We start from the raw sequence: 25,571 nt of genomic DNA on the forward strand, positions 1-25,571 counted from the left end.
GCTGGGGCGGTGGAGAGCAAGCGGACAAGTCCGATCGGCCGGCCGCGAGGATTCGACGCCGACGAGGCCCTCGAACGGGCGGTGCGGGTCTTCTGGGCCCAGGGCTACGAGGGAGCCAGCCTCGACGATCTGACCGGGGCGATGGGCATCACGCGTACGAGCATGTACCGCGCCTTCGGCAACAAGGAGGAGCTGTTCCGCCAGGCACTGCAGCGGTACACCGAGGGCCCGGCGTCCTACGTCGCCCGGGCTCTCGGGCAGCCGACCGCCCGCGAGGTGGCCACGACGTTCCTCGCCGGCGCGATCCGGTCCACCACGCAGCCGGACTGTCCCGCCGGATGCCTTGGTGTCCAGGGCTCCCTGGCGGCCGGCGAGTCCGGCCGCCGGGCCCGCGACCTGCTCGCCGCCTGGCGCGAGGGAGGCACCGCCTACCTGCGGGAACGGTTCCAGCGGGCCGTCGACGAGGGCGACCTGCCGGTCGGGGCCGATCCGGGGCTGCTGGCCCGGTACCTGATGACCGTGGCCAACGGGATCGCGGTCCAGGCCGCCGGCGGCACCGCCGCCGACGAGCTTCAGCTGGTGGCCGACATGGCCCTGCAGACCTGGCCTCCGGCCCGCTCCTGACCGCCGCGTGGGGACGGGTCCTGCATAGGATCGCCGTCATGCCTGCGACCAGTGATCGAGCTGTCCTGCTGGCGGCTCTCCGGGGATCCGCGGACCTGCTGTTCGTGACGCCCGATGATGAGCTGGTCACCCAGGAAGAGGTGCATCACGAGGCCCGCGAGCAGATCCGCCGGCGTGGCCTGCCGCCCGACACCCCGTACGCCGGCTGGCACACCCCGGCCTCGGCCTTCGACCGGAAGGGATCATTGCGGCGTCCCCAGGCGATCTATTTCGGCGGTGACCGCGAGACCGTCGGGCGGGCGCTACGCCGGCTGGAACCAGCGGGCTACGCCGTGTTCGGTGGGCGGAGCGACACCGAGGCGTTCCTGCTCGTCCGGGACGCCCGTCCCACCGCGGCGGACCCGGCCCAGCTCGACGATTGGCGAGTCCGGCTGGCGCTGCTCAGCGATCCGAACCTCACGGTCGGGCAGTCGCCGACCAAGCTGCCGGTTCCCTTGCGTGATGGCGAGGAGGCGCTGCTGCACACGATTCTCGCTTCGAGCAGCTTGGCGCCCGTACACCGGCAGACCTTCCTCGCCCTGGGCCGGCGGCACCTGCTGGTCACCGACGACATCGACCACCTGCTGTCGACGTGGCGGACGGTCTTCGCCGAGGATCCGTCGGCCTTCGCCCGGGCCGCGCTGGACAGTGGGCACCCCGCGGCCGGCCGGCTGATCGGCGAACTCCTGGCCGACGGTGCGGCTACCGCAGACCTGCTGTGGGCCTGGGGAGATCCGGCCGCGCTGCCCGGTTGCCGACGGCTCGCCCTGCGCGGCGACAGCATCGACGTCTACCTGCGTCTGGCCGCGCGCGCCGGCACAGCGCCCGGTGCCGCGGCGATCGCGCTGGCCACCGAGATGCGCGCGACCCCCGACCCCGATCCCGCCGTGCAGAAACGCCGGATGGAAGCCCTCTGCTACGCGTTACCGGCGGCGGTCGGTGATCCCGATCTCCCGGTACAGCGCGCCATCGTCAACACCCTTCGAGACGGCACCGTGCCGGCGTGGCTCCGGGCCGAACTCGCCCGGCTGCATGCCTACCTGCCGTTCAGGCTGCGGTCCGAGCTGAACCGGCTCACGTACCCGTCCGACGGCCGACGCCCTTCCCCCAGGCCGGCGATCGGTCCTGACGAATCCCGCGCGGTCCTCGCGGAATGGGACGAGGCCGTCGACGGGGCCCGGCGGGCGGCGGGGCTACCGCCCTGGCCCGGTTTCGACCCGGAGGATGCCCGTTGCCGTGAGGCCGCCGTCGAACTGCTCGATGAGATGGCCCCCGGTCACCTTGCCGGGCTGCGAGCCTGTTCGGCCCACCGGTCCGTCTCCGAACCCGGTACGGCGGCATGTCTGTACCTGCTCACCGCCACGTCGAGTGCACGGGCACAAGACCTGGCGGCGGTAGCCGAACGCTGGCCGGAACTGTTCGTCGCGCCGACGCCGTACACCACGGTGCCGCCGGCTCTGTTGACCCTTGTCCGAGCGCTGCGCGCCGCGGGTGATCCGCTCGCTGACACGGTCACGCGTTCCGTGCTCGCTGACCGCAACGACTGGAGCAGGCCGTTGCGTCATCTACTGGCCGGCGAGATGTTCACCGACGAGGAGACCGCGACCCGCCTCTGGACGATCGCCGCCTCCACCTCGTCAACGGCCGCGGACAGGGATGAGGCGGCTCAGGCGTTCGTCCTGCTCGACAGCCGTCGCTCCGGCGAGAGTCCACGGCAGGCCGCGGCCCGGGCGTACGCGGCTGCCGCCGTACCGAAGATTCCGTTCGTCGGGCGGGCGTTCATCGTCTGCGCGGTCGCCCTGGCCGAGCCCCGCCGTCCCCTGTGGGGCTACTTCGGCCAGGGATCCGTCCGCTGGTTGTCGGCCGCCCTGCTGGTGGCGGAGGACGAAGAGCTGCCCGCCGACTTCCGCCGGGCAACGCTCGACCTCGCCCGCCGCTCGACCATCCTCAGCCATCCCGCGCGGGTACGGCTGGTGGCGGCAGACCGGACAACCACCGACGGCCTCCGGAGCCGGTTCGAACAGATCTCGGCCCGTCTGCTCACCGCCTGATCCCACCATCGAAAGCTGTGTTCCCATGTCGCACCTTCTGACCAGGCTCCGGCGGATGTTTCGCAGGGACGACGACCAGCCGCGGCTGGAGAACGATCCGGCCGGCGGGGCGTGGCAGTCCGCGCAGGGCCTGCTCTGGGTGAGCCGATCCCCGGTGCAGCCGGGCTGGTGGAGCACGGCGCACGCGCAGCGCGCACGCAGCGGCTGGTGGCCGCTTTTCCTGCACGGCCTGCGTCAGGAAGTGCCGCTGCGACCCTGGGAGAGCGGCGAGCTCACCCCCCGCCTGGTCACCAGTGATCCGGGCGACCACGATCCGGCCGTGCTGCTGCGCGAGTGGTTCGAGGGGCAGATACCGCTCGACGAGGAGATGGCGGAGATGCGCGAGATCGTCGCACCGTTCGTCGACGGCTGGCCCGGTCTGGCCGGATCCGGCGGCGCCGCGGACGCGGACGGGCACGCCGCGGAGCTCGCCGAGCTGCTGGTCGACTTCGATCGGGTCACCGGCGCCCGGCTCGGGCTGGTCCGCGCCGCGCGAAGCGCCGACGTTCCGGCCCTGATCGGCTGGACCGGGGCGGTGAATCATGAGAGTGACACCGCCAGGCTGTCCGCGGTGCTGCGGAGCTGGGAGGACCGGTTCGGCGTCCGGCTGCTCGCGCTCGGCTTCGACACGATGATTCTCAGCGTGGCCGCCCCACCCGGCGATCTCGAGCAGGCTCGCCTGGTCGCCGCCGAGCATCTCGCCTTCTGCCCCGACAACATCTCCCAGGGCACTGAATCCCTGGAGGACTACGCGGTCGAACTGATCGACGCGGCGCAGTGGGAATTCTGGTGGGACTGACGGTTCGAGGCTGTGTACTGCTGATACCACGGACGGACGGGTGTCTGCCCGCCGCACCGCCACCGGTCGATCCTTGATCTATGACGACAGCACTGATCACCAGAACCGACCGCACTGTCCCGATCACCGTCTTCGCTCGCACCACCGCGAGCCCGGCAACGGCCTTCCGGATCGTCGCGCCGATCGATCTGTCCCGGGTCTTCCGCCCCTTCGGCCCGCTGCCCGGGGTGGCGCGCGTGGAGGGCCAGACCGCCGCGTGGGACCGGGCGGGCGTGTCCCGCAATCCGGTCTTCACCGACGGTTCGCGGGTCAGCGAGGCGCTCACCGAGTACGTCGACGGTCACGGGTTCGCCTACGAGCTGACCGGATTCACCAATGTCCTCGCCCGGTTGGCGGCCGGTGTGCGGGGCGAGTTCTCGTTCCTGCCGGACGGCACGGGCACGATCATCCGATGGACGTACGAGTTCAAGCCGCTACCCGGGCGCCGATGGATCATCGCCGGCCCGTTCACGCCGTTGTGGAGCCGGTACATGCAACGCGCGCTGGACCGGATGGCCGCCGTGGTCGAAGAATCGGCGATCATGGAGGGGTGAATGTGGTGAGCTTCGGTGTCCTGCTGCGCGGGTGGCGGGACCGGCTGGACCCGGCCGACGCCGGACTGCCCCGGTCCCCCAGGCGCCGCGCCCGTGGCTTGCGCCGGGAGGAGCTGGCCCAGCTCGCCGGCCTCTCGGTCGAGTACGTGCTCCGCCTCGAACAGGGCCGCGCCACCAACCCGTCGGCCCAGGTCGTCGCCGCGATCACCCGCGCCCTGCAGCTGACCCGCGGCGAGCGCGACCAGCTGTACCGGGCGGCCGGGCTGTTGCCGCCGCAGGACAGCGTCGTCGACGACCACGTGCCGCCCGGCATCCAGCGGCTCTGCGCACGGCTCGGCGACGTCCCGATCGGGGTGTTCGCCGCCGACTGGACCCTGCTCTGGTGGAACGACATGTGGACCAGGCTGCACGGCGACCCCTCCACCGTGCCGGAACGGGAACGCAACCTCGCGCGGATGCTGTTCGGCACCGGCGAGGGACACGCCTACCTGCGGCCGATGCGTTCCTCGGCCGGGTGGGACGCGTTCGAGGCGGCGCTCGTCGCGGATCTCCGCGACGGCGCTGCCCGATATCCCGGCGACGGGAGACTCGCCGCGCTGATCACCGCGCTGCGCCGGACGTCCCCGTCGTTCGACCGGCTCTGGCGCACGGTGGCAACAGCCACGCTGGCCAGCGACGAGAAGACCATCACGCACCCGACCGTCGGCGACATCACGGTCGATTGCGACGTCCTCACCGTCCCGGGTGCCGACCTGCGCATCGTCACCTACACGACGGCGGCCGGCAGCGAGAACGACGCGAAGCTCAACCTGTTGCGCAACGCTGCCGCGCTCGCCACCCCGCCCGACGGCCGGTCCACCGCCGGGGACGCCCGGTGACGGGCGACCCGCGTGCGGTGGGCCGGCGGGAGACGGCCGAAGCGCTCGGTGTCAGGCGGCGTTGATGACGTAGCTGCGAGGGGCCGAACGGTTGCCCGCAGCGTCGAAACTCCAGACGGTCAACGCATGACGGCCGGGTTGCGGCCGCCAGGTCAGGATCGCCGCGCCACCGGGCTGGTCGGCGGTGACGCTGCCCTCGAAGCTGCCGTTGCGCCCGTAGCCGAACCGGACGACGTCGGCGGATCCGTTCGCCGTCACCAGGAAGGTGCCGGCGAGGCTGCGGACGACCGGCTCAGCGGTGTTCTCCGGGTAGTCGGGGGAGGCGACGCTCGGCACGCCCGGCACTGTGTGGTCGATCGTGAACGTGCAGCTGGCACTCCACGGTGAGTACGCTTGACCGTCGAAGACCCGGGCGTGCCATCCGTACGTCCCCTCGGCGAGCGTCCGGCCCGGCACATCACCGACGCCGAACGTGCCGTTGCCGCCGGACTGGATGCCGGTGCTCATCGGGACCACCGCCGCCGGGTCCGCGACCGGCCAGTACTCGAACTCGGGCGTCAACGTGTCGTACGGATCGCGATCCCGGTCGACCATGCTCGCGTATACCGAGAAGTCCCCGTTCTCCGCGAAATCGGCAGCGCAGGGCGTGTAGTCGTTGTACTGGAACAGCTTGGCCGGCTTCAGCGGCGCCTGGTTGGTGAACGTCGCCTGCAGCCGGACGTCGCTGAAGTTCAGCGTCCGCCGGTACGCCGGATCGGCCTCGTGGCCCTGCGGCACCCGGATCTGCACCCAGAGCGTGGTGCTGCCCTTGGCGAGCGTCCGGCTGACCATGGCGGTGACGTCGGCGGTGGGACGGGGCCCGCAGTCGGCCGGTGTGACCGGGACAGCCACGCCCCTGGTGGCGGGCGGGGCGTTCCACGTGACGACCTCGAAGGGCTCGGTCTGCCGCACGACGAGGTCACGCACACCGGTGCAGTCGCCGTACTGCTCGGGCAGCTCGAGGGTGGCGCTCTGGAGACGCGCCAGGTTCACCCCGCCCACGTCGAAGCTCGCGTGGACCCGGCTCACGTGGGTGCCGCCGTCCTCGTCGGTCCAGGTACCGACCGGCGCCTGGCTGTCGCCCGGGTAGTAGGTCGCCTCGTCAGGCGTGGCGCTGTCGGTGTACGCGTACAGGGAGGGCCCGACGCTGAACTGCGGCGGCCGGTCGGCGGTCGTGGTGGCGTGGGCCGGGGCGGCAACGGCCGCGGTCACGGCCATGGCGACCGTGGTGAGGACAGCGACTCTCACGGGAGTCCCTTCTACTTGTCGGGCGTGCGGATCGTAGCCATCCGTCGATTCCCGCGAGGTCCCATCCGGCCTCGACGGACCGTAAGTTTTGCCACTGTGGACCGTCGCACCGCATCGATGGGCAGCGTGCCAGAATCCACCGACACAGCGCACAGGAGCGGGGATGGTGCAGATGAGAACGGGCAGGTTGAGGCAGATGCTGGCGGTGATGGCCACGGTGCTCGCCGCGGTCACGGCGGCACCGGCGGGCGCGGCACACGCGAGCGACACCGGCAGCATCAGCGGCACGATCACGCACACCGGCAGCGGCGCGATCACCGTGAATCTGTGGACCATCGAGGGCGGCAGCGCAGGCCAGGTCAAAGCCGACGCCGACGGGGACTACGCGTTCCCCTCGGTCACACCCGGGCGGTACAAGATCCAGTTCGGCGTGCGGTCGAACTTCGACGCGCAATGGCAGTGGGCGTACGGAAAATTCACCTTCTCCTCGGCGACGGTGATCGACGTCGACGCCGGGGCCACGGTCGACGTCGACGACACCTACGCCCCGGGCAGCGGCGTCCGGCTCACGGTGACCGACGCGGTGAGCGGCGCGCCGGTCGACGCCGTCTGCGCAAGCCTCTACTCCTCCTTCCCCGGCACCTGCGGCGCGACCGACGGTGTGCTCACCCTCGACGGGCTGACCACGGGCGTCCACGAGATCTATGTGACCTCCAGCGACGGCTTGCACGCCGGCACGACGCTGACCGACGTACGGGTCACCCCGGGAGTGCAGACCGACGTCGCCGTCGCGCTGAAACCGACCGGTGCGATCACCACGACCGTGCTCGACCGGGCCACCGGTGAGCCGGTGCCGTCGGTGTGCGTCATGCCGCTGACGCTCACCTTCGGCTCGCTCGACTCGGAGATGTGCCAGTACGGCGGCGACAACTACTCCAAGGACGACGGCACCGTTCTGCTCGGCGGGCTGGCGCCCGGTACGTACACCCTGCTCGCGAGCCCCGACCGCGGCTCGTACGGCCTGCAGTGGGTCGGCGCCCGGGGCGGCACCGGCATTCAGTACCGGGCCCAGAAGATCACCGTCGTGGCTGGTCAGCGCAGCGCGGCTCCGACGATCAGGCTCGACCCGGCCGCCTCGATCACCGGCGTCGTCACCGACGCCGCGACCGGCGAGACGCTCCTCAACGGGTGCGCGTCGGTACTGCCCGTGCGCCCCGGCGACAGCAACCCGATGGGCGGCCCGCACTGCATCGAATACTGGAGCGAGGGCAAGTACACGATTCCCAACCTGGGTCCGTACGAGTGGCCGCTGCAGTTCTCGTACTTCTACGACCATGAGTCGTACGCTTCCTCCTGGTCGGGCGGCGCGACCAACCGCAAGGCCGCGACCCCGGTGCTGGCCGGCGTCGACACACCCGGCGTGGCGGACGCCGCCCTCACCCGGGTCGGTCCGGGCATGAACGTCACCGCGCGCAGCAGCGACGGCCAGGCGTGGAACGGCTACCTGCATGTCGACGTGTTCAACGCCAAGACGGGCGACTATGTCGCGGCGATGAGCTACACGCGCACCCTCAGCGGGGTGGCGGCTCAGCCCGTCCGGTTGCGGTATGTCGCCGACACCGAATTCCGGTCCGGCTGGCACGGCGGCGACGACTTCACGTCGGCGACGACAGTGCGGGTGAATCCCGACAAGCCCAAGACCGTCCAGTTGACGCTGCAGTACGACGACTGACCCAGCGACCGCCCGGTGGCCTGACCTCGTCCCGGTCAGGCTGCCGGGACCAGCTCGGTGAGCAGCTTCTCGATCCGGGTCTTGATCTCATCCCGGATCGGGCGTCGGCTCCTTCATGTTGACCATGGGCGACGACGGGATGATCTCCTCCTCGACGCACCAGCCGAAGAAGGCCCGGAGTGATCGGAACCCGATGGCGACGGTGGTCGCGCTGACCTCCGCGAGCCGCTTCTCGAAGAAGCGCTCCATGTCGCTTTTCGTAGCCGTCAGGCGGTCCGCTCCGTCGAGGAAGTCAGCCAGCTCACGGATCACCTTGCGGTAGGTATTGATGGTCTGCACAGACCTGTTGCGGCTCCGCAGTGCTCGCCGGTAGCTCGCAAAGGTCACTTCGTTGATGTCGGGCACGTAGTCTGCTACAGCTGAGGGGGCGGTTCTTACCGCTTTGGCCACCTGAGTCTCCCGCTTTCGGGTGACAGCGAGAGATTGGGCGAAGCTCTACTCTGCGGGTGCCCGCAGGCCAAGACCGCTGGTGGGCCGGACGTTGCACCGTGCGAACCACGCCACCGTCCTTCCGGGCGACTCGCTGCCGGGAAGTTGACCAGCTCACCCAGTAGGCGATAGCGCACGGTGCGGTGAGCAGAACGACAACGGGCTTACCGCCCCCAAGTGGTACCGCATCCGGTACAACTCCGGGAGGCATCGTGACTTCAGCGATCAGCGCCAGCGCGGCGCGCAATCCCTCTTTCCGCTCATCGAGCGAGTCGATGAAGACCACACCCCGACCGAGATCCTCTCCAAGCGCGGCAACGCCGTCCTGGCGAGCAAGGAGGACGGGGACTCGATCATGGAGACCGACTACCTGCTCCGAGGTCAGAGCTCAGCCGCCACTTCCGCATAGCGCCGGGCGAGCTCACCCGCGCAAGTGAACGCCCCCACCCGGTGTCCGAGGGTGGTCGGGCACCGACGGTATCGTGGCCGCATGCCGGAACCGCGGACCTCGTTCGGGCTGGACGATTTCGGGGTCGACGATCGCCTTCGGCTGTTCAGCTACGTCAATGCCGACAACCGGCTCGCGTACCTGTGGCTTCTGCGCGCCTTCGACGCCGCCCGTTCCAGTTATCACGTCGTCCTGCACACCGCGGATGTGCAGGCCGCCCTGGCCGGTCTCGCCGGGATCCACCACGACTGCCCTGACCCTGCCGGCCTTGATCTTCCCCGGCTGCTGGACGCCCTCGTCGACTGGGGTGTGCTGGACCGCGGCCAGGACGGCACCCGGGCCGCCACGCTTGCCGAATACCGCAACCGACATTCGGTGTATCAGTTCACCGAGGCCGGTTACCGTGCCCACCGCGCTGTCGAGTCCGTTCTCGCCGCGGGGCTGGACGACAGCACACTGTCCCGGCTGGTCTTCGCCGATCTGCTCGCCGATCTCAAGGCCCTCGCCACGGCGAACGAGGACGGCGACGCCGAGGAGGTCTACCGCAAGCTCAACCGACTCGACCGGGCTCTGGCCGACGTCGCGGAACGCGCCGCCCGCTTCTATCACATGCTCGGCGATCTGAGCCGGACCCATGACATACGCCCGGAGGTCTTCCTCACCCACAAGGACGCACTCCTCGCCCATCTACGGGACTTTCACGACGAATTGCAGCGGTACACGCCGCGCCTGCGGGAGGCCGTACACGAGGTCGAGGCGACCGGTCTGCAGCGGATGATCGAGGCAGCGGCCGAGGCTGACGAGCGGATCTTCGCGACGCCGGTCGAGCGGATCGAGGACTGGCGCCGCCGCTGGGGCGGGCTGCGTTCCTGGCTGGCGCCGGAGACCGACCGGCCCAGTGAGGCCGACCGGCTGTCCGGCGCGACGATGGCAGCGATCGGGGACGTGCTCGCTCTGCTGCGCCGGGTCACCGAGGCCCGCCGGGGTGGGGTGAGCCGGGAGTCGCAGTTGCGGCATCTGGCGGCTTGGTTCATCGCGACCGGCTCCGACGAGGCCGCGCATGCCGTCTTCGACGTGGTGTTCGGGTTGGGTGCGCCACGGCACGTCGGGGTGGCGTACCTCGATCCGGACGCGATCCCGGGACGACTGTCCTGGTGGGAGGCGCCGGCGGTGGAGTTGTCCCGGACGCTGGTGCAGAGTGGCCGGATGCCGGGGCAGGGCAACGGTCGGATCGCCCGGATCGAACGGTCGGAGTCCTCCCGCCGGGCGTTGCGGGAGCGGCAGGTCACCGAGGAGCGCCGCCAGGCGGAGGCGGCCACCAGCCTCATTGGTGCGGAGACGCTCACCGGCGCGCAGGCCGGCGCGCTGCGCCAGCTTCTCGACATCGCCTTGACGACGCGGCAGGCGGGCCGGCGGGAGGTTCCTCTCGCGGCCGCCGCTTTCGGGGTGCGCCTGACGCTCACCCCCTGTCCCGGCCGGTTCACCACGGTGCCCACCGAGTCGGGCAGGTTACACATCGACGGCTTCGAGTTGTCCGTGACCACGGCCGCGCACACCGCCGCGCGCCGGACAGAGACGGTGACTGTGTGAGATTTGCCGCTGAAGTCTCCGATCTGGAACTCGCCGACTACCAGCGCGCGGTCCGGCTCCTGCTGCGGCACCCGCTGATCACCGCGACCTGGCCGGACGAGAAGACGCTGCCGCGGATCCGGCGGTTCGCCGCCGACCTGCGCGGTGACCTGTCCGAGGCGTTCGGGTACCGGCTGGAGTTGCACGGGGCCACCGCACGGTTGGTCCGCACCGCCGACCGGCTGCGGACGGACCGGCCGGCGGTCTCGCGGACCGGTCGCCCGTTCGACCGGCAGCGTTACGCCTATCTGTCGTTGTGCCTGGCGACGCTGGGCCGGGCCGGTATCCAGATCACGCTGAGCGAGCTGGCCGAGGCGGTGGCCGTCGACGCCGGCCGGATCACCGGGCTGGGGCTGGACCCGGACTCCGGCGCGGACCGGCGGGCGTTCGTCGACGCGGTCGCCTGGCTGGAGGAGCGGGGTGTGCTGCGGCTGGCCGACGGCTCCAGCTCGGCGTGGGCGAGCGATCCCGGCGCGGGTGAGGCGCTGTACGACGTCGCGCGTGACGCCGTGCTGGCACTGTTCCGGCCGCCGCGGGTGCTGCAGCACATCGACTCGGTGACCGCCCTGCTGGACCGTTCGCTGAGCAGCAGCGGCAACGCGGAGCGCCGGGCCGCCGCGCAGGCCGCCCGGCGTGCGGTGCTGGAACAGCCCGTCGTCTACTACGACGACGTCTCCGCCGAGGTCGGCAACCATCTACGGGGTCAGGCGCTGGCCGCTGACCTCTTCCGGCTCACCGGGCTGCGCCTGGAGCGGCGGGCCGAGGGAGTGCTGCTGGTCGACACGGCCGGCTGGTCGGCGGAGCGGTTCCCGGGTACCGGCTCGGTGGCGCAGGCGGCAGTGCTGCTGGCGGTGGCGATCGCCGACCGGGTGTCCGATCCGGACGGCCGCAGGACCCGCCGGATGCCGGTGCCTGATCCGGCGGAGGCCCGGGAGAAGCTGATCGGCCAGATCGACGCCGGGTTGCCGGCGGGCGTCCCACTGGGCCTCGACTCCGGTGAGACGACGGAGGACGAGGCGGCGGAGGCGGAGAACCCGGAGTGGCGGCTGCCACTGATCACCGACAGTTTCCTGCGGGAGGCGACAGCGGAGATCCTGCACCGGTACGGGTCCGCTTTCGGCGCCGCCTGGCACGCCGATCCCGGCCGGTTGCGCACCGAGGCGGTCGGGCTGCTCACCCGGTTCGGTGCGGTGCTCCCCGTGCCCGGCGGTGTGCTGGCCCGCCCGCTGATCGGCCGCTATCGCAGCACCGTGGCCCAGGTCAGACAACGCACCCTCTTCTAGATCGAGGAATCCGCCTTGGCTCGTTTCGCCCCCACTCGCGCCGGCATCATCAATCTCTGGGACTACCGCGACGAGGAGTTCCTGTTCGTCGACGGGTGGCTCGTGCTGCGCGGGCCGAACGGATCCGGCAAGACGAAGGCCCTCGAAGTGTTGTTCCCGTTCGTGCTGGACGGGCGGATCGAGCCGCGCCGGCTGAACCCGTTCGCCGGCGAGGACCGGACGATGAAGTCCAATCTGCTCTACCGGGGGCAGGAGACGGCGTACGCGTACGTCTGGATGGAGTTCGGGGACGGCGACCGGTTCGTGACGATCGGGATCGGGTTGCGGGCCCACCGGCACAACGACCGGGTAACCCGCTGGCACTTCGTCGCGGACGGCCGGGTCGGGGTGGACCTGTCGCTGCTGGATGACGAGGACCGGCCGGTGTCCCGGCGAGATCTGATCGACCGGCTCGGCGTGGAGGCGGTACGCGACTCGGCCGAGGAGTACCGGCACCTGGTGGACGCGAAGCTGTTCGGGCTGGGCCCGGCCCGCTACGAGCAGCTGCTCGACCTGGTCTTGACACTGCGCAAGCCCCAGCTGGCGAAGGATCTGAACCCGGTGGAGCTGTCCCGCACCCTGCAACGCGGCCTGCGCCCGGTGGAGGATCATCTGCTGGTGGAGGCGGCACGCTCGTTCGACGACATGGAAGCGGTCGCCCGTACCCTCGAAGGTCTGGTCGCGGCCGACGCCGCGACCGGTTCCTTCCTCGGTGTCTACGCCACCTACCTGCGGACCCACGCGCGAGCCGCCGCCGACGCGCTAACCGCACGCCGGGACAACGCGAAGGTACGCCGGGAGGCGCTGGCCACGGCACGTGACGAAGCCGAGGCGGCACACAAGCAGACGGCGGAGGCGGAGCGGCGGCTGCGCGCGGTCGAAGGTGAGCCCGGCAGGCTGCGCGCGCATCTGGGCCGGTTGAAGAGCTCGGCCGCCTACCGCTCGCACGAACAACTTGCCGACCTGGAACGGCATGTGCACGACCTGGCGGATGCCGCCCGCCGCGCCGACCGGCAGGTCGAGGCGGAGCGTGACGTCGCCACCAAACGGCGGGCGGAGTCTGAGCGAGCCGCCGCGGCGCTGCACGACGCCCGTGCCAAGGTCGGCCGGGTGACGGCCGAACTGGCGTCGGAGGCGGAAAGCGGCGGCATCGAATGGCGGGCCGGGGACGCGGACGCCGACGGGCTTGCGACACGGCTGGCCTCCCGGTCGGCGGCGCGCTGGGCGGACGTGCGAGCGATCCGGGAACTGACGAACCGCCTGGCGGAGGCGGAACGCGAACACGTGCGGGCCGCGGAGGCCGACCGCGCGGCACGCGCAGCGGCGGAGGACGCCACCGCGGCGGAGGAGCAGGCCGGAGACGTCCTCGATGTGGCCCGGGAGCAGACCGCCCAGGCGGTACGAGGCTGGGGAACCGAGCACGCCGGGCTGTTCACCACTCTGGGCGTCGCCGATCTGCCGGACACTCTCGCCGGGGCGGTGACCAGCCCTTCGCTGCGCGATCTCTACCACGACCGGATGGCCGTCCCGACCGGCGCGATCCGGGACGAGGTGGCCGCGCTCGGCTCCCGATCCGACAGCCTGGCCATCGAACGCCGGAAGGTGGTGGACGAGCGGGCGCTGATCGCGGCCGAGAACGACGACTCGCCGCCACCGTCGCCGACCCGGCCGGCCTCGCGGGAGAACCGAGCCGGCGCGCCGTTGTGGCGTCTCGTCCGATTCGCCGATGGGACACCGGAGACGGAGGCGGCCGGCATCGAGGCCGCCCTGCACGCGGCCGGGCTGCTCGACGCACTCGTGCACCCGACCGCCGACGACAACGACCAGGACGCCTACCTGCGCTCCGGCGAGCAGACCGGCGCGACGCTGGCCGACGTGCTCATGCCCGAAAACCAGGACTTGGTGCCGGCCGAACGGATCACGGCCGTGCTCCGCGGCATCGCGCTCGGCGACATCACCGGCCCGTCCGGGGTGACCGGCGACGGCCGCTGGGCCCAGGGCTCCGGTGTCGGCCGGTTCACCAAAGATCGTTGCGAATACATCGGGGCGACCGCCCGCGCGGCGCGGCGCGCCGCGCGGATCGCCGACTGCGACCGCCGGCTTGCCGCCCTCGATCGGGAGATCGACGAGGTCGAGGCCGGCCGCGAGTCCCGGCGGGAGGTTCTGAGCGCCGTGGACCGGGCGGGCACAGCGCTGCCGCTGCGTACCGCGATCACCCAAGCCGAACGCGAACTGGACCGGGCCGCGACCCTTCTGCGGGTACGCCGTGAGGCCGCCCTCGACGCCGCGGGCCAACTCGACGCGGCCGTGGCCGGCCAGGCCGCCGCCACCACCAGGCTGCGCCGGGCCGGCGTCGACCGGTCGTTGCCGATGGAACGACTCGACTCGACCGCCGCGGCGCTGGATCGGTTCGACCGGCTCGGGGTGGAATTGCGGCACACCCACGAGAGCGCGGACGGCGCCGACGTGCTGGCCGGGGAGGCCGCCGAGCGGTTCGCCGAGGCGGAGGAACGGTCCGAGGCGGCCGGGCAGGCAGGCCGGGCAGCGCACGCCCGGCACACCGAGAAGGACGAAGAACTGCGCACCCTGTCGGCGGCCATCGGGGCCGAGGCGACCCGGGTGCTGGCCGAGGTGGCCGAGACTGAGGACGCGGTCACTGTGGCGGAACAGGCTCTGGAACAGGTCAGGGTCGCGCACAGCGCGGCGCTGCAGAGCCGGGCCGGCGCGGTGGCACGGGTCGAGGTCGGTGAACGGTCCGTGGCGGAGGCGATCACCGAGGCACGGCGTGAGGCGTTGCGGCTCCGCCCGTACGCCCAGAGTGATCTTCTGGGTCTGATGCGCTGCCCGCCGCACCTGCGGTGGCCGGCCGCCGACACCGCGGAGGACGACCTCGATCCCGCGGTCGTGGCGCTGCACGAGGCGATCTTGACCGCCACCCGTGAGCTGAGCCCGACCGAGACCTCACTGAAGCAGAGCGCGACCCGGCTGACCAGCGCCCTCACCGACCTGCAGGCGCAGCTACCGGCCGCCGGGCTCGACCATCGGCCGGAATGGGACACCGACGAGGGTGTCATCGTCGTGCGGGTCGCCGACGAACAGGGGCTGACACCGGTGGCGCACTTCGCTGAAAGGATCACCGGAGAACGCCGCGACCAGGAGCAACTGCTCACCGACGCCGAGCAGCGGGTCTTCGAGGACGCATTGCTGGGCCAGCTCGCCGGGCAGATCCATCGCCGTACGATCGAGGCGCGCGACCTGGTCGACGCGATGGACCAGCAGATGCGTGCCCGGCGGATGTCGTCCGGCCTGACCGTCGGCGTGGGCTGGCGGCTCTCCGACAACCTCGACCCGGAGCAGCGTGAGGTATGCAAACTGCTGGAACGGGACCCGGCACGACTCGGGCCCGGCCAGCTGGCCACCCTGCGCCGCCACTTCGCGGCCAGGATCAAGTCGACCCGGGCACAGGCGCCGGAGAAGCCCTACCGGGAACTGCTGACCGAGGTACTGGACTACCGGCAGTGGCGGGCATTCGCGTTCACCCTGCATCGGCCCGGCGGTGTCAGTGAGCCGCTCACCCGTGCCCGGCACAGCCAGCTCTCCGGTGGTGAGCAGTCGGTGTCGCTGCACCTGCCGCTGTTCGCGGCCGCCAACGCGCTGTTCGGGTCGGCCCGCCCGGACGCGCCCCGGCTGCTCGGCCTTGACGAGGCGTTCGCTGGTGTCGACGACAACGGGCGCGGTGAGCTGATGTCCCTTGCCAAACAGTTCGACCTGGACCTGTTCATGACGGGATACGACCTGTGGGCCACCCATCCGGCGGTGACCGGGTGCGCGCACTACGACCTGTCGCACTCCACGGTTGAGCACACCGTGTCGACCGTCCTGCTGGTGTGGGACGGCACCGTGAATGTGGCCGACTTCGACGGGACGCTCGCCGCTGCACTGGGCTCGCCGTCAACCCGTACCGTTCCCTCACATGCCTGACCTCACCACCGATCCGGGCTGGCGGCGGCTGCTGGCCGCCGCCCGGCGCAGCCTGGAGCGCACCGGCGGAAGTCTCGCCGGGACTGTCTCCCTGACCGCGCCGGACGAAGCGGAACGGCATGTCGTCATCGGAGTAACCGGGGTGCACAGGCCCGCCGGCGTCAACCGGGTCACCGTCCGCCTGTCCGAGATCGATACCTTTCTGCGGAACGCCCACAGCATCGATCTGCCGTCGGCGGTGGGTCCGTTCCGGGACCGACCAGCTGAGCGCGCCGCCCTCGCCGAAGCGCGGGAGGCGATGCTCACCATGGCCGCTGCCAGCCGCCACGCCGGCTGGCCCTGGTTCGAGGAATGGATCGGTAACCTGCGCCGCGACGGGACACTCACCCGGATGGCCCGCAGCGAACTGCCGTTCTCCCGAGTGCTGACAACACTTGACGCGTTGCCGGTCGCCGCCGAACCGATGCCGGTCTTCGCCGAACGGATCCTCGGCGACACCAAGGCCCTTGCGGAGGGACCGATACGCGGACTCGTGCTCCGAGCGCTGGCCGCCTGGCACCAGGTTAAGCCACCGACCGGAGCTGAACAGGAACGGGCACTCTGGGAAATGGCCGGGTTGGTACCCGACGACCTCGCCAGCCAAGCCCTGGTCCTCAATCTTCCCGCCACCGGCGGTCCTCTCGGTGACTGGCTGTCCTCCGCCACGATGGCTCATGTGCCGTTCCGCGTGACCCTGCACCAGCTACGACTCGCCCCGTTGTCCCTGCCGGTCCCGGCGATCTATGTGTGCGAGAACCCGGCCGTGCTGCGAGCCGCGGCGGGACACGCCACGGCCCCGCTGATCTGTACCGAGGGAGTGCCGTCCGCCGCGGTCCACACTCTGCTGGCGAGCCGGGCGGCAGGCACCGTGATCAGATGGCGCAACGACTTCGACTGGACCGGTATCCGGTTGACCGCCGCCGCGCTCGCCCGCTATCCGGAAGCCGTGCCATGGCGTATGTCCAGTGCCGATTACCTCGATGCCGACACGATCGGTCTGCCATTGACCGGCGCTCCGGCAGCCAGCCACTGGGATCCCTCCTTGGCGGAGGCGATGACCGATACCGGCCGATCGGTGATGGAGGAGCGCCTCATCGGCACACTGCTGGACGACCTTCTGCGGGGCATCGCAACGCCGCCGGCTCCGGCCGGCATGAACCCGCAGACCAGGGGTGGAGTGGGCCCGAACCGACAGGATGCGAAACCCGTTCCAGATTTCGTCGATGAAAGGCCATCACCTCCTTGATCGCCTTCTGCTCCTGCTACGCCACAGTGATTTTCGCCGTACGCTTCGGGCCCCAGCCCCGGCATCTCGACCAGCCGGCCAGGCTCGCCCTCGATCACCTCGAGGGTCGCCGGGCCGAAGTGCTCGCGACGACCACCAGCCCCGCATCCGCAAACTCTCACCAGGCTGCGCCCCCAGCAACGACCCGACCACCGTCAGCAGATCCGACCCACGACCGGTCGCCACCCGCGCCACCGTGCGGGCTCGCGCACCACTGTCCCGGCAGACGGCGACGGTGGCCGGACCGGCAGCAGGCCAGCCCGGCTCCCGGCACCCAGGCTCACCGGCTGCGGCGACCCTGGCAATTGGTCATGATCATCGCGTGAGGGAGGCGAACCGGAACTGCTGGTTGGCGCCGGTGTGACAGTCGTACAGCTGGACCTGTGCTCCGTTGGCGGTGCTCCAGACGTCGAGGCATCGTCCGGACTGCACGCTGCTGATCGTGCCGTTGGAGTTGACGTTCCACTGCTGGTTGGTCTGACTGTGGCAGCTGTAGATCTGCACGGCCGCGCCGTTGCCGGAACCGGATGCGTCCAGACATCTGTCGCCGTACACCTGTAGTTGCTTGTTCGAGGTGTATGTCCAGGACTGGTTGGGCTGCCGGTTGCAGTCGTACAGCTGCACCCGGGTGCCGTTGTCGCGTGCGGCGTCGGGTACGTCGATGCACCGACCCGACTGGGTGCCGACGATCTCGCCGGCGGAGCCGGGTGAACCGGTGGGCGGAGTAGTGGGAGGGGTCGGCGCCGCGGGCAACAACGGGCACGTGCTGCGGTAGGTGACCACGCCGCTGGAGTCCGCCAACGGGCAGAGGAACTGGCTGTACCGGGTGTCGTTGTCGATGAACATCTTGACGAAGGGCAGCATGGTCCGGATCATCACCGGGTTCGACCGGCCGACCATGAACCCGTGATCGCCGCCGGCGACCTCCAGATAGACGCTCTCCGTCGTGGCCGGGATGCTGTTGTACAGGCCGAGGGCGTAGGACGGGGTGACCACCGTGTCCGCCTGCCCGGAGAAGATCATCGTGGGCACCCGGTCGTTGGCGAGGTTCGACGACGGCGAGTACGGCGCGATCCCGACCACTGCCTTCAACGACGAGCGCCGGATGGCTGCGCTCAGCGCCCCACCGCCGCCCATGGAGTGGCCGGAGACGGCCAGCCGGTCGGGGTCGACCCGGTCGCGTACCGGGCTCTGCTGCGTCAGGTAGTCCAGTGCGGCGAGCAACTGGGTGCCGCGGGCGGTGTCGAAGTCGTTACGGCTGTTGGTCTCGATGCCGATCACGACGAAGCCGTGGGAGGCCAGCCAGGGCCCCATCCAGGCCAGTTCGGCGGAGAACAACGCGGTGTAACCCGGCGAGATCGCGATGGCCCCGAAGGTGCCCTGGCTGGTGTCCGTCGGGTAGTAGATCCGGCCGCCGTTGAAACCGTACCCGGATGGGACGCTGACCGACGCGTTGGCGAACGGGCCGTTCTCGGCCGCAACGCTGGCCCGGGTGGGGTCCGGGCCACGCTGGAACGGGTTGTCGGCGGCCGACGCCGTGCCGGTCGTCAGCGCCATGGCGAACAACCCGACGGCGGCGGCGATCCCGGCGGTGGCGATCTTGAACAGCCGTCTCGGGAATCCGCGGGACGCTCGGTCAGCATGGGTGTTCCTCGAAAGCGGTGGGTGGTGTCTGTGTCCTCGCACTGTCGCTACCTCTCGGTGGTGAGGTGGGAAGAGCGGACGGGCTCGCTCGGTGCCGAGCCCGTCCGCTCGGCGTTGTCCGGTCGTCAGCGTTGCAGCGTCAGCAGACCCGGCCGGTACGGCAGGAGGCCGTAGTCACCGCCCGAGTTCGGAGACCGTCCCTGGTACAGCAACTGGAAGTTGCAGGCGTTCACGGTCATGGTCTGATCGGCGTTGGTACGGATCAGCTCACCGTGGCTGATGTCGTTGGTCCAGGTCGCACCGCTGTTGGCCTTGCCGGCGAACGGGTTGTTCTCAGACGTGGCCTGCGGCGTCCACGTACCGCCCAGACTGGTGGCCGTGTACGAACGGAAGTAGCGACCCTGCGAGCCGATCGACTCGACGAGCATGAGGTACCGGTTCTCGCCCTCGAGCTTGTAGACCTGCACACCCTCGAACAGGTTGTTGGTGGTGTCGGTCATGATCGTCGTGTAGTTCGAGCCGAAGTTGCCCGGGAAGTTGCCGATCGGCATGCTGGCCCGGTAGATCCGGCCGTTGTCACCGGCGAAGAACAGGTACATGTTCTGGCTGTCGCCGATGAGCGCCTGGTCGATCGGGCCCGTGCCGGAGTCGGAGATGCTGCCGGTGAACAGCGTCTGCGCCGACGACCAACTGTTCACGTTGGTCGGATCGGTCGACGTCCGGTACGAGAACGCCGGCCCGCCCCACTGGTAGGCCAGGACCCAGACGTTCTTGGGGGCGAAGTAGAACAACGACGGCGCGACGGCCGCGAACGGCATCTGGTTCTGGCTGGCCGAACCCATCTGGTTCCAGTTCGAGAAGAGCCCGAAGTTCATCGAGCCCCACGTCGTTCCGGTGTCGTGCGTCGTCGCGTAGACCAGCTGCTGGCCGTTGTACGGCGCGTGGGTGAAGTCCTTCAGTGACACCCATCCGGAGCGCGGCTGCGCCAGCGCACCCGACGAGGACCAGCGGTACGACGACGGAAGAGCGCAGGTGGTCGTCGGCGGCGGAGTGGTCGTCGGCGGCGGAGTGGTCGGGCCGGTGGTGGGACCGCCGGTGGCATTGTGCCGGAACTGCTGGTTGGCGCCGGTGTGACAGTCGTACAGCTGGACCTGTGCTCCGTTGGCGGTGCTCCAGACGTCGAGGCATCGTCCGGACTGCACGCTGCTGATCGTGCCGTTGGAGTTGACGTTCCACTGCTGGTTGGTCTGACTGTGGCAGCTGTAGATCTGCACGGCCGCGCCGTTGCCGGAACCGGATGCGTCCAGACATCTGTCGCCGTACACCTGTAGTTGCTTGTTCGAGGTGTATGTCCAGGACTGGTTGGGCTGCCGGTTGCAGTCGTACAGCTGCACCCGGGTGCCGTTGTCGCGTGCGGCGTCGGGTACGTCAATGCACCGACCCGACTGGGTGCCGACGATCTCGCCGGCGGAGCCGGGTGAACCGGTGGGCGGAGTAGTGGGAGGGGTTGGCGGCGTGGTCGGCGTGGTGGGGCCGGCGCTGTTCAGCGCGTCCAGGGTGGCTGTGTAGGCGGCCTTCTTGTTGCCGTTGCACTCGAAGAGCAGCGGAGTGCCGCTGGACCGCCACGAGTCGCAGTCCCGCACCCCCCACACGGTGATGCCGTTGCAGCGAGCCACGGCCAGGCAGTCGTTGACCACGTTGCGGAAGGTGTTGGCCTGCGACTGGCCGGAACCCTCGATGTCCAGCTCGGTGATCTGCACGTCCACGCCGAGGGCGGCAAAGCTGGAGAGCGTGGTGCGGTAGTTGCTGTTGTACGCCGACTGCGCGTTGAAGTGCGACTGGAATCCGACGCAGTCGATCGGCACGCCACGCTGCTTGAAGTCGCGCACCATGTTGTACACGGCTTGCGTCTTGGCCCAGGTCCAGTTGTCGGTGTTGTAGTCGTTGTAGCAGAGCTTGGCGCCCGGGTCGGCGGTGCGGGCGGCCCGGAACGCGGCCTCGATCCAGTCGTTGCCGGTGCGCTGCAGGTTCGAGTTGCGGCGGGCGCCGCTGTTACCGTCCTCGAAGGCCTCGTTCACCACATCCCACGAGTCGATCTTGCCGCGATAGTAGGTGGCCACCCTCGTCACGTGATTGAGCATCGCGTTGCGTAGTGCGGTGCCCTCCATGCCCTGCATCCAGCCCGGCTGCTGCGAGTGCCAGGCCAAGGTGTGTCCCCGGACCCGCCAGCCCCGGGAGATGGCGTGGTTCACGATCCGGTCCGCATTGCCGAACGTGAAGTTGTTCTGCTGCGGCTCCGTCGCGTCGATCTTCATCTCGTTCTCGGGAGTGACGCTGTTGAATTCCCGATTCAAGATCGTGGTGTACGCGTTGTCGCTGAGCTTGTTCGCAGCGACGGCTGCGCCGAAGTACCGGCCCGACTGGGCCGCGGCCGCGGCCAGAGTGGACTCGGCCGCATGCGCAGACTGGGGAAGCAGGGACACGGTGATTGCCGCGACGGCTGCGGCGATACCGAAAATCGATGGTGTTCGAAGTCGACGCCCGGCGGGACGGTTCCGGGAGACCATTGATCCTCCAACGATGGGATGAATGAGCTTCTGCAGGACAGGCAAAGCGCGCTGACGGTGAGCGGACCAGCCGCCACGGCGGACGGGGTGGCGGCTGAAGATGCTCGGTTCTAGTTGATCGAGGCGCACCTCCGAGCTATTGGGGTCTGATCGTCACGACGTGGACCGCGTGGGCGCGCGGCCGTTCGGCTTGCGTCGAGACGGCGTCAACGATGGATTTGGGGATGGTTCGTGACTGATCCGGGCAGGTCGAGCCGATGAGAACGATCACATCCTTCGATGGGTTCAGGTTTACAGGAAATTGCGGGAATATCAAGCGAGAGTTTCGGTCTGTGAGCGGTACTTTCGCTGACGTTGCAGAAACGGGCACAGCGGACGGGAGGGCCGCCCGGTTCGAGCCCGGCACTCACAGTCACCTCGGGCATGAACACAACGGCTGCTCGTCGGGTGCCCAGGGATCAGCCGGGAACAGTGCGTTCGAAACCCCGGCGAGGTCTGGCCAATGGGGTAGGTGGCGCTTGCCAGGTGGGGCGAAGACGTCGCTCGCGACGAATCGCTCGCCGGCGGAGTCGCCAAGGACGTGTGGAGCGTGCGCGTCGACAGACAGTTTGCGGTCGGTCGTCTCGATACCGGGAGTGACGCTGATCTCGCGTGGGAGACCGAGCTTCGTCTATCTTGACCGTGAAGGTCTGGCCGTACCGGTGCCGATCCCGACTACGGACGGCCGGTCTTCGCCGACGGTCTGGTGGTGATGACCTGTCTGGAGGGCGGGCCACCAGAGACGCCGGAAGACTGGCGTCGCGTGGCCGGCACGCTCCGCGATCTACCTCGGTTGACGCGGGTCTGGCTGCAGGGCGCACAACCCAGATGCACCTTCGTCGTCAACCCACCCCAAGCATCCGGGCACCCAGCGCCCGCGCCTACCGGCTCAGCGTCGCCACCTCGTTGACGTCCAGCAGTGGCGGGCCGGCCGAGCCACCGAGCGCGAGTTCGGCCCCGAGGAGTGAAGCTCAGCTGGACCGATCACGCCTGGGACGACTACCTGTACCGGCAGACCCAAGATCGTAAGACTCTCAAGCGGTCCCGGCGCATCGACGACGAACACCGCATGGTGTACGCCGTCGAGACCAACGAGATCACCATCATCTCCTGCCGATACCACTACGAATAGCCGCCGACCCAATCCTTCCTGAGCGGCGGCCTTTGGCGAACTCTGCCAAACGCTCGCTGAGCGGGCTCACCCGTGGGCGCGGCGGCCGATCGAAATAGCCCGGCTTGACCTCGCGCATCAGTGCGTCACCGTCCCGGCTCCAGTCGAACCGTGGCCGTTTCAGCAGCCGCCGGAACACGACACTCGCCTGCCCGGGATCCCGAGCAGCCAGCCGACGCAGGACCATCGGATCCACGCTGTCGTCCTCGAGATAGGACAGTGTCTGCTCGCGCCACCGGCGGCGTCGCAGCAGGTCGGGGTTCGCAAACGACGCCTACCTGCCCAACCTCGCCACACCGTTGCACAACCTCTCAAACCGACTCAATGTACTGGGCAAGAGGGAACGAGCCAGGGCAGCGAAGACGGCGGCCAAACAGGTCCGTCTACAGCTCACCGACAGCCGAGGTGGGGCATCGCCAGAATTCGTCACAGCCGTCCCGGAAGCCGAAGCGCAGCTGCCAGAAACATGAGCTGAACTCCTACGCCGTCCAGGAGCATAGGCCGGGGCGCCGGCCGATGCCGGCCGGAGGCCGCCAGCAGGCCGAGCGCGTCCGGCCGCGCCGCGCTTGCGCGGCGCCTTGATCCAGGAGAGATGTATTCGGCAGTTTCAGTGCCCAACGTTTGTCCTGTCACGGCTGATGCTTGACACTGGCGTCCCACCTGATGCTTGACATGATTCCGACGATGCCATCTTGGAACCATCACGGTCTGCGACGTGGAGCGCATCGCGGGCGGCCAAGGACTATCGTCAGCGTCGTCGAGAGGGCTGGTGGACGGATAGCGGTTTCAGATCCTCATGGCGCAGTCGGTGCGCGATGGCCTGGGCCTGAGCAGCCGGGTCAGAACCGTCGACAGGGAACCTGATGTGATATCGGCCCGGCATGGCGTATTGCTGCCCGCTCAGGTCGCGGGCGTAGTAGCTGAGCTCGACGACGTCCGGGCGTTCCTCCGGGGCACGGATCGCAGAGAATTTGCGTATCCAGGCTCCGCCGTCCTGGTCCCATCCCTCACGCCACAACACGGCCTGGAGGTTCTCGGCGACCGATCGGGCTGACCACATTCGGTTGGCCCGCTCGATTGCTCGGGCTATCTCATGGGTGTAGGTCTGCGGGTCGAACCGGAAGGTACCCAGCCCGATCTCTGGCTCCTCCTTGAGCACGGTGTCGATATCGACCAAACGCCAGCAGTCCCAAACCACTTCGGGACCGGCTTGTTGAACGCGGACAGTAAGTTGGTCCTCGGTCGTGTCGGATCCGCCGATCGCGATCTCTCGGGCTTCCGGTGAGGCAGTGAGCCCATCCGTTCCGAGCAGGTGCGAGGGCATGAATCCGGCTACGGGACTCCCATACCAGCCGGTGGGCGGATACGCCGCTGCAACGACGTCAACGCCATTGATGAGGATTCGCATACGGTGTGAACTGAACTCGACGGGAAACAGCAGCGGTTCCAGCCTCAGGTCATCGAGCATCGCGGAAGTCTAGCCCTGCAGGCTGCCTCACCAACGGTTGATGTCAGGACTCGGGCCGTTCGTGCGCCGCTGCACTTCACTCGGGTCTGTCACCGGTTGTAACCAGAACGACCATGAACTCAAGGCTTCGTGTCGCGCATGTGCTGGGACGGAAACGTCAAGCATCAGGTGGGACCAGCTGCATCCACTCTGCACGACCACCGTGCATGGGTGCCCGGGCGTGTGTCAGCCCGTTAGCCATGCATCGGGGGAGGGCGAAGCCCTGCATCCACCGCACTCAGCCATCATCACCCGACAGGTCGGGTGACCGCTCCGGTTCAAGTGCATTGGCCGCTTCAGGTCCGAGCAAACGGAAGTGTGGCCATCCGCTCCCGCCGCTTCGGATGCCACCGAGTCGTACTTCGAGAAACGGCTGTGCCGCGAGCCAAATGCGGCCGTACGCAGGACCCCATTCAGCCATGAAGTCGTCTTTGTCAATATAATTTTTTGTGATGTACATACCGGCAATATCTAGCATGGCAACTGCACGATTGATCTGGTCATATATTTCGGGTTCGTGCTCGCGCAAATCTATGACCGCTTCTACGGTTTGGGCTCGGGTAAATATCAACCGCCGGCCACGTTGCAAATCCGGCTCGACCAGACGTTCATGGACCCTTAGGAAGAGGTCCCGGCGATCCTGCTTTCGCCTATCCCGGTACGTAAGTCCCGTCAAGGTCAGAGCGGTCATTGAGATTAACACCGAAACCCACGAGCCAATCTGCGGAACCCACCCAACGTCCTTCATGGAGCCAAGCTAGCCCTTTTGATGATCCGCGACTAGATCCCTGCCGTTGGCGAGGAGGCGGGATGGGATGTGACTCCTTGACCCCCAGGCAACTTATAATCTTGGATGAACTTGGTTAACGGTCCAGCGAGCTGGAACCAGGTCGCCGGGACAGCCCGATCGCGGAAGCGGTGAAGCTGCTGGCGCGGCGCATCAGAGTCTGATCTGGGATCGCACTCGGCAGGTGCTTCGCCTACCGTCAGCGTTGCAGGAGTTCTTCCCCGCCGCGTTGCAGGCGTTCGACGATCTGGCCGCCGGTGAAAGCGCTCGAACTGCTGGACCGTGCACCGGATCCGGATCGCGCCGTCCGACTGCCGCGCCTGACGGTCGTGGCCGCGTTGCGCCGGGCCGGCCGCCGTGATCTCGAGGGCCGGGCCACCGCGATCCAACAGAGGTTGAAGGCAGAGCAGCTGCGTCAGCCGCGGCCGGTGCAGAACGCCTACGCGGCGATCGTGTCCAGCCAAGTCCAGCTGATCAACGTTCTGAATATCGAGATCGCCGCGCTGGGACAGGTGGAGGCCGAGCATTTTGGCCGGCACCGGGACACTGAGCGCCACCTGAGCCTGCCCGGCCTCGGAGTTGTGCTGGGTGTTCCGCACTGGGTTTGATGGAGACATCGAA

Annotated in this window: 18 protein-coding genes and 1 pseudogene; 12 read left to right on the forward strand and 7 right to left on the reverse strand. The window is 69.1% G+C overall.

The genetic code is table 11. The features are described 5' to 3' along the window. The first annotated feature begins 9 nt into the window (after window positions 1-9). From Aau02nite_RS29920 to Aau02nite_RS29940, 5 genes are all read left to right on the forward strand, one after another. Window positions 10-624 carry a TetR/AcrR family transcriptional regulator gene (locus Aau02nite_RS29920; RefSeq protein ID WP_246595546.1) on the forward strand — a complete coding sequence of 205 codons (615 nt, stop codon included), beginning with the start codon at window positions 10-12 and terminating at the stop codon, window positions 622-624. A gap of 38 nt (window positions 625-662) precedes the next feature. Beyond that, on the forward strand, window positions 663-2,714 hold the full coding sequence (locus Aau02nite_RS29925; RefSeq protein WP_212991930.1) for a hypothetical protein: 2,052 nt from the start codon (window positions 663-665) through the stop codon (window positions 2,712-2,714). Between the two features lie 55 nt (window positions 2,715-2,769). Beyond that, entirely contained in the window at window positions 2,770-3,552 is a 783-nt protein-coding gene (locus Aau02nite_RS29930; protein ID WP_212991931.1) for a DUF4253 domain-containing protein, read from the forward strand. Window positions 3,553-3,632: 80 nt separating this feature from the next. Beyond that, window positions 3,633-4,145, forward strand: coding sequence for an SRPBCC family protein (locus Aau02nite_RS29935; protein ID WP_212991932.1), 513 nt, complete (start codon window positions 3,633-3,635; stop codon window positions 4,143-4,145). After that, window positions 4,142-5,023, forward strand: a complete 882-nt coding sequence (locus tag Aau02nite_RS29940) for a helix-turn-helix transcriptional regulator (RefSeq protein ID WP_246595547.1) — start codon at window positions 4,142-4,144, stop codon at window positions 5,021-5,023. Before Aau02nite_RS29935 ends, Aau02nite_RS29940 begins: the two co-directional genes overlap by 4 nt. Window positions 5,024-5,074: 51 nt before the next feature. Here Aau02nite_RS29940 and Aau02nite_RS29945 read toward each other — a convergent pair whose 3' ends face one another. Next, window positions 5,075-6,310, reverse strand: coding sequence for a hypothetical protein (locus Aau02nite_RS29945; protein ID WP_212991934.1), 1,236 nt, complete (start codon window positions 6,308-6,310; stop codon window positions 5,075-5,077). Between the two features lie 196 nt (window positions 6,311-6,506). Between Aau02nite_RS29945 and Aau02nite_RS29950 the strand changes: the two genes are divergently transcribed. Next, window positions 6,507-8,042 carry a collagen binding domain-containing protein gene (locus tag Aau02nite_RS29950; RefSeq protein ID WP_212991935.1) on the forward strand — a complete coding sequence of 512 codons (1,536 nt, stop codon included), beginning with the start codon at window positions 6,507-6,509 and terminating at the stop codon, window positions 8,040-8,042. An 87-nt stretch (window positions 8,043-8,129) separates the two neighbouring features. On the opposite strand, the gene Aau02nite_RS29955 is transcribed toward Aau02nite_RS29950, so the two are convergent. Then, complete coding sequence (locus Aau02nite_RS29955; protein ID WP_212991936.1) at window positions 8,130-8,447, reverse strand: site-specific integrase; 318 nt, start codon at window positions 8,445-8,447, stop codon at window positions 8,130-8,132. Between the two features lie 574 nt (window positions 8,448-9,021). On the opposite strand from Aau02nite_RS29955, the gene Aau02nite_RS29960 reads away from it, so the two are divergent. From Aau02nite_RS29960 to Aau02nite_RS29975, 4 genes are read left to right on the forward strand one after another with little or no spacing between them, the layout of a single operon-like run. Then, window positions 9,022-10,569, forward strand: coding sequence for a TIGR02677 family protein (locus Aau02nite_RS29960; RefSeq protein WP_212991937.1), 1,548 nt, complete (start codon window positions 9,022-9,024; stop codon window positions 10,567-10,569). Then, entirely contained in the window at window positions 10,566-11,891 is a 1,326-nt protein-coding gene (locus Aau02nite_RS29965) for a DUF2398 family protein (protein ID WP_212991938.1), read from the forward strand. Before Aau02nite_RS29960 ends, Aau02nite_RS29965 begins: the two co-directional genes overlap by 4 nt. A gap of 15 nt (window positions 11,892-11,906) precedes the next feature. After that, on the forward strand, window positions 11,907-15,911 hold the full coding sequence (locus tag Aau02nite_RS29970) for a TIGR02680 family protein (protein ID WP_246595548.1): 4,005 nt from the start codon (window positions 11,907-11,909) through the stop codon (window positions 15,909-15,911). After that, a complete protein-coding gene (locus Aau02nite_RS29975) occupies window positions 15,904-17,196 on the forward strand; it encodes a TIGR02679 family protein (protein WP_246595549.1) in 1,293 nt (430 codons plus the stop codon). The genes Aau02nite_RS29970 and Aau02nite_RS29975 overlap by 8 nt, the downstream gene beginning before the upstream one ends. A 19-nt stretch (window positions 17,197-17,215) precedes the next feature. Here the strand turns inward: Aau02nite_RS29975 and Aau02nite_RS29980 are convergent. The 3 genes and pseudogenes from Aau02nite_RS29980 to Aau02nite_RS29990 form a co-directional block, all read right to left on the reverse strand. Next, window positions 17,216-17,433, reverse strand: a pseudogene (locus tag Aau02nite_RS29980) (YrrC family ATP-dependent DNA helicase); the annotation flags it as partial. A gap of 117 nt (window positions 17,434-17,550) precedes the next feature. Next, the gene (locus Aau02nite_RS29985) at window positions 17,551-18,792 is read right to left on the reverse strand and encodes a poly(ethylene terephthalate) hydrolase family protein (RefSeq protein ID WP_246595550.1); all 1,242 of its coding nucleotides are present in this window, start codon (window positions 18,790-18,792) and stop codon (window positions 17,551-17,553) included. 212 nt (window positions 18,793-19,004) lie between these two features. Then, on the reverse strand, window positions 19,005-21,446 hold the full coding sequence (locus tag Aau02nite_RS29990; protein ID WP_212991941.1) for a non-reducing end alpha-L-arabinofuranosidase family hydrolase: 2,442 nt from the start codon (window positions 21,444-21,446) through the stop codon (window positions 19,005-19,007). Window positions 21,447-22,449: 1,003 nt separating this feature from the next. On the opposite strand from Aau02nite_RS29990, the gene Aau02nite_RS29995 reads away from it, so the two are divergent. After that, window positions 22,450-22,617 carry a type II toxin-antitoxin system YoeB family toxin gene (locus tag Aau02nite_RS29995; RefSeq protein ID WP_212991942.1) on the forward strand — a complete coding sequence of 56 codons (168 nt, stop codon included), beginning with the start codon at window positions 22,450-22,452 and terminating at the stop codon, window positions 22,615-22,617. Between the two features lie 787 nt (window positions 22,618-23,404). Here Aau02nite_RS29995 and Aau02nite_RS30000 read toward each other — a convergent pair. Next, window positions 23,405-24,124, reverse strand: a complete 720-nt coding sequence (locus tag Aau02nite_RS30000; protein ID WP_212991943.1) for a hypothetical protein — start codon at window positions 24,122-24,124, stop codon at window positions 23,405-23,407. A 277-nt stretch (window positions 24,125-24,401) separates the two neighbouring features. Continuing rightward, window positions 24,402-24,911 (reverse strand): hypothetical protein, encoded by a 510-nt coding sequence (locus Aau02nite_RS30005; RefSeq protein WP_212991944.1) that lies wholly within the window; start codon window positions 24,909-24,911, stop codon window positions 24,402-24,404. A 296-nt stretch (window positions 24,912-25,207) separates the two neighbouring features. On the opposite strand from Aau02nite_RS30005, the gene Aau02nite_RS30010 reads away from it, so the two are divergent. After that, window positions 25,208-25,558 (forward strand): hypothetical protein, encoded by a 351-nt coding sequence (locus tag Aau02nite_RS30010; RefSeq protein WP_212991945.1) that lies wholly within the window; start codon window positions 25,208-25,210, stop codon window positions 25,556-25,558. Window positions 25,559-25,571: the final 13 nt, after the last annotated feature.

This window comes from Actinoplanes auranticolor (assembly GCF_018332655.1).
In the GTDB taxonomy this organism is placed as follows: domain Bacteria; phylum Actinomycetota; class Actinomycetes; order Mycobacteriales; family Micromonosporaceae; genus Actinoplanes; species Actinoplanes auranticolor.

Coding starts and splice junctions, on each gene's coding strand:
- Aau02nite_RS29925 (WP_212991930.1), top strand. CDS start 663: ATGCCTGCGACCAGTGATCGAGCTGTCCTGCTGGCGGCTCTCCGGGGA.
- Aau02nite_RS29975 (WP_246595549.1), top strand. CDS start 15,904: ATGCCTGACCTCACCACCGATCCGGGCTGGCGGCGGCTGCTGGCCGCC.
- Aau02nite_RS29950 (WP_212991935.1), top strand. CDS start 6,507: ATGCTGGCGGTGATGGCCACGGTGCTCGCCGCGGTCACGGCGGCACCG.
- Aau02nite_RS29930 (WP_212991931.1), top strand. CDS start 2,770: ATGTTTCGCAGGGACGACGACCAGCCGCGGCTGGAGAACGATCCGGCC.
- Aau02nite_RS29935 (WP_212991932.1), top strand. CDS start 3,633: ATGACGACAGCACTGATCACCAGAACCGACCGCACTGTCCCGATCACC.
- Aau02nite_RS29990 (WP_212991941.1), bottom strand. CDS start 21,446: ATGGTCTCCCGGAACCGTCCCGCCGGGCGTCGACTTCGAACACCATCG.
- Aau02nite_RS30005 (WP_212991944.1), bottom strand. CDS start 24,911: ATGAAGGACGTTGGGTGGGTTCCGCAGATTGGCTCGTGGGTTTCGGTG.
- Aau02nite_RS29985 (WP_246595550.1), bottom strand. CDS start 18,792: ATGGCGCTGACGACCGGCACGGCGTCGGCCGCCGACAACCCGTTCCAG.
- Aau02nite_RS30000 (WP_212991943.1), bottom strand. CDS start 24,124: ATGCTCGATGACCTGAGGCTGGAACCGCTGCTGTTTCCCGTCGAGTTC.
- Aau02nite_RS29960 (WP_212991937.1), top strand. CDS start 9,022: ATGCCGGAACCGCGGACCTCGTTCGGGCTGGACGATTTCGGGGTCGAC.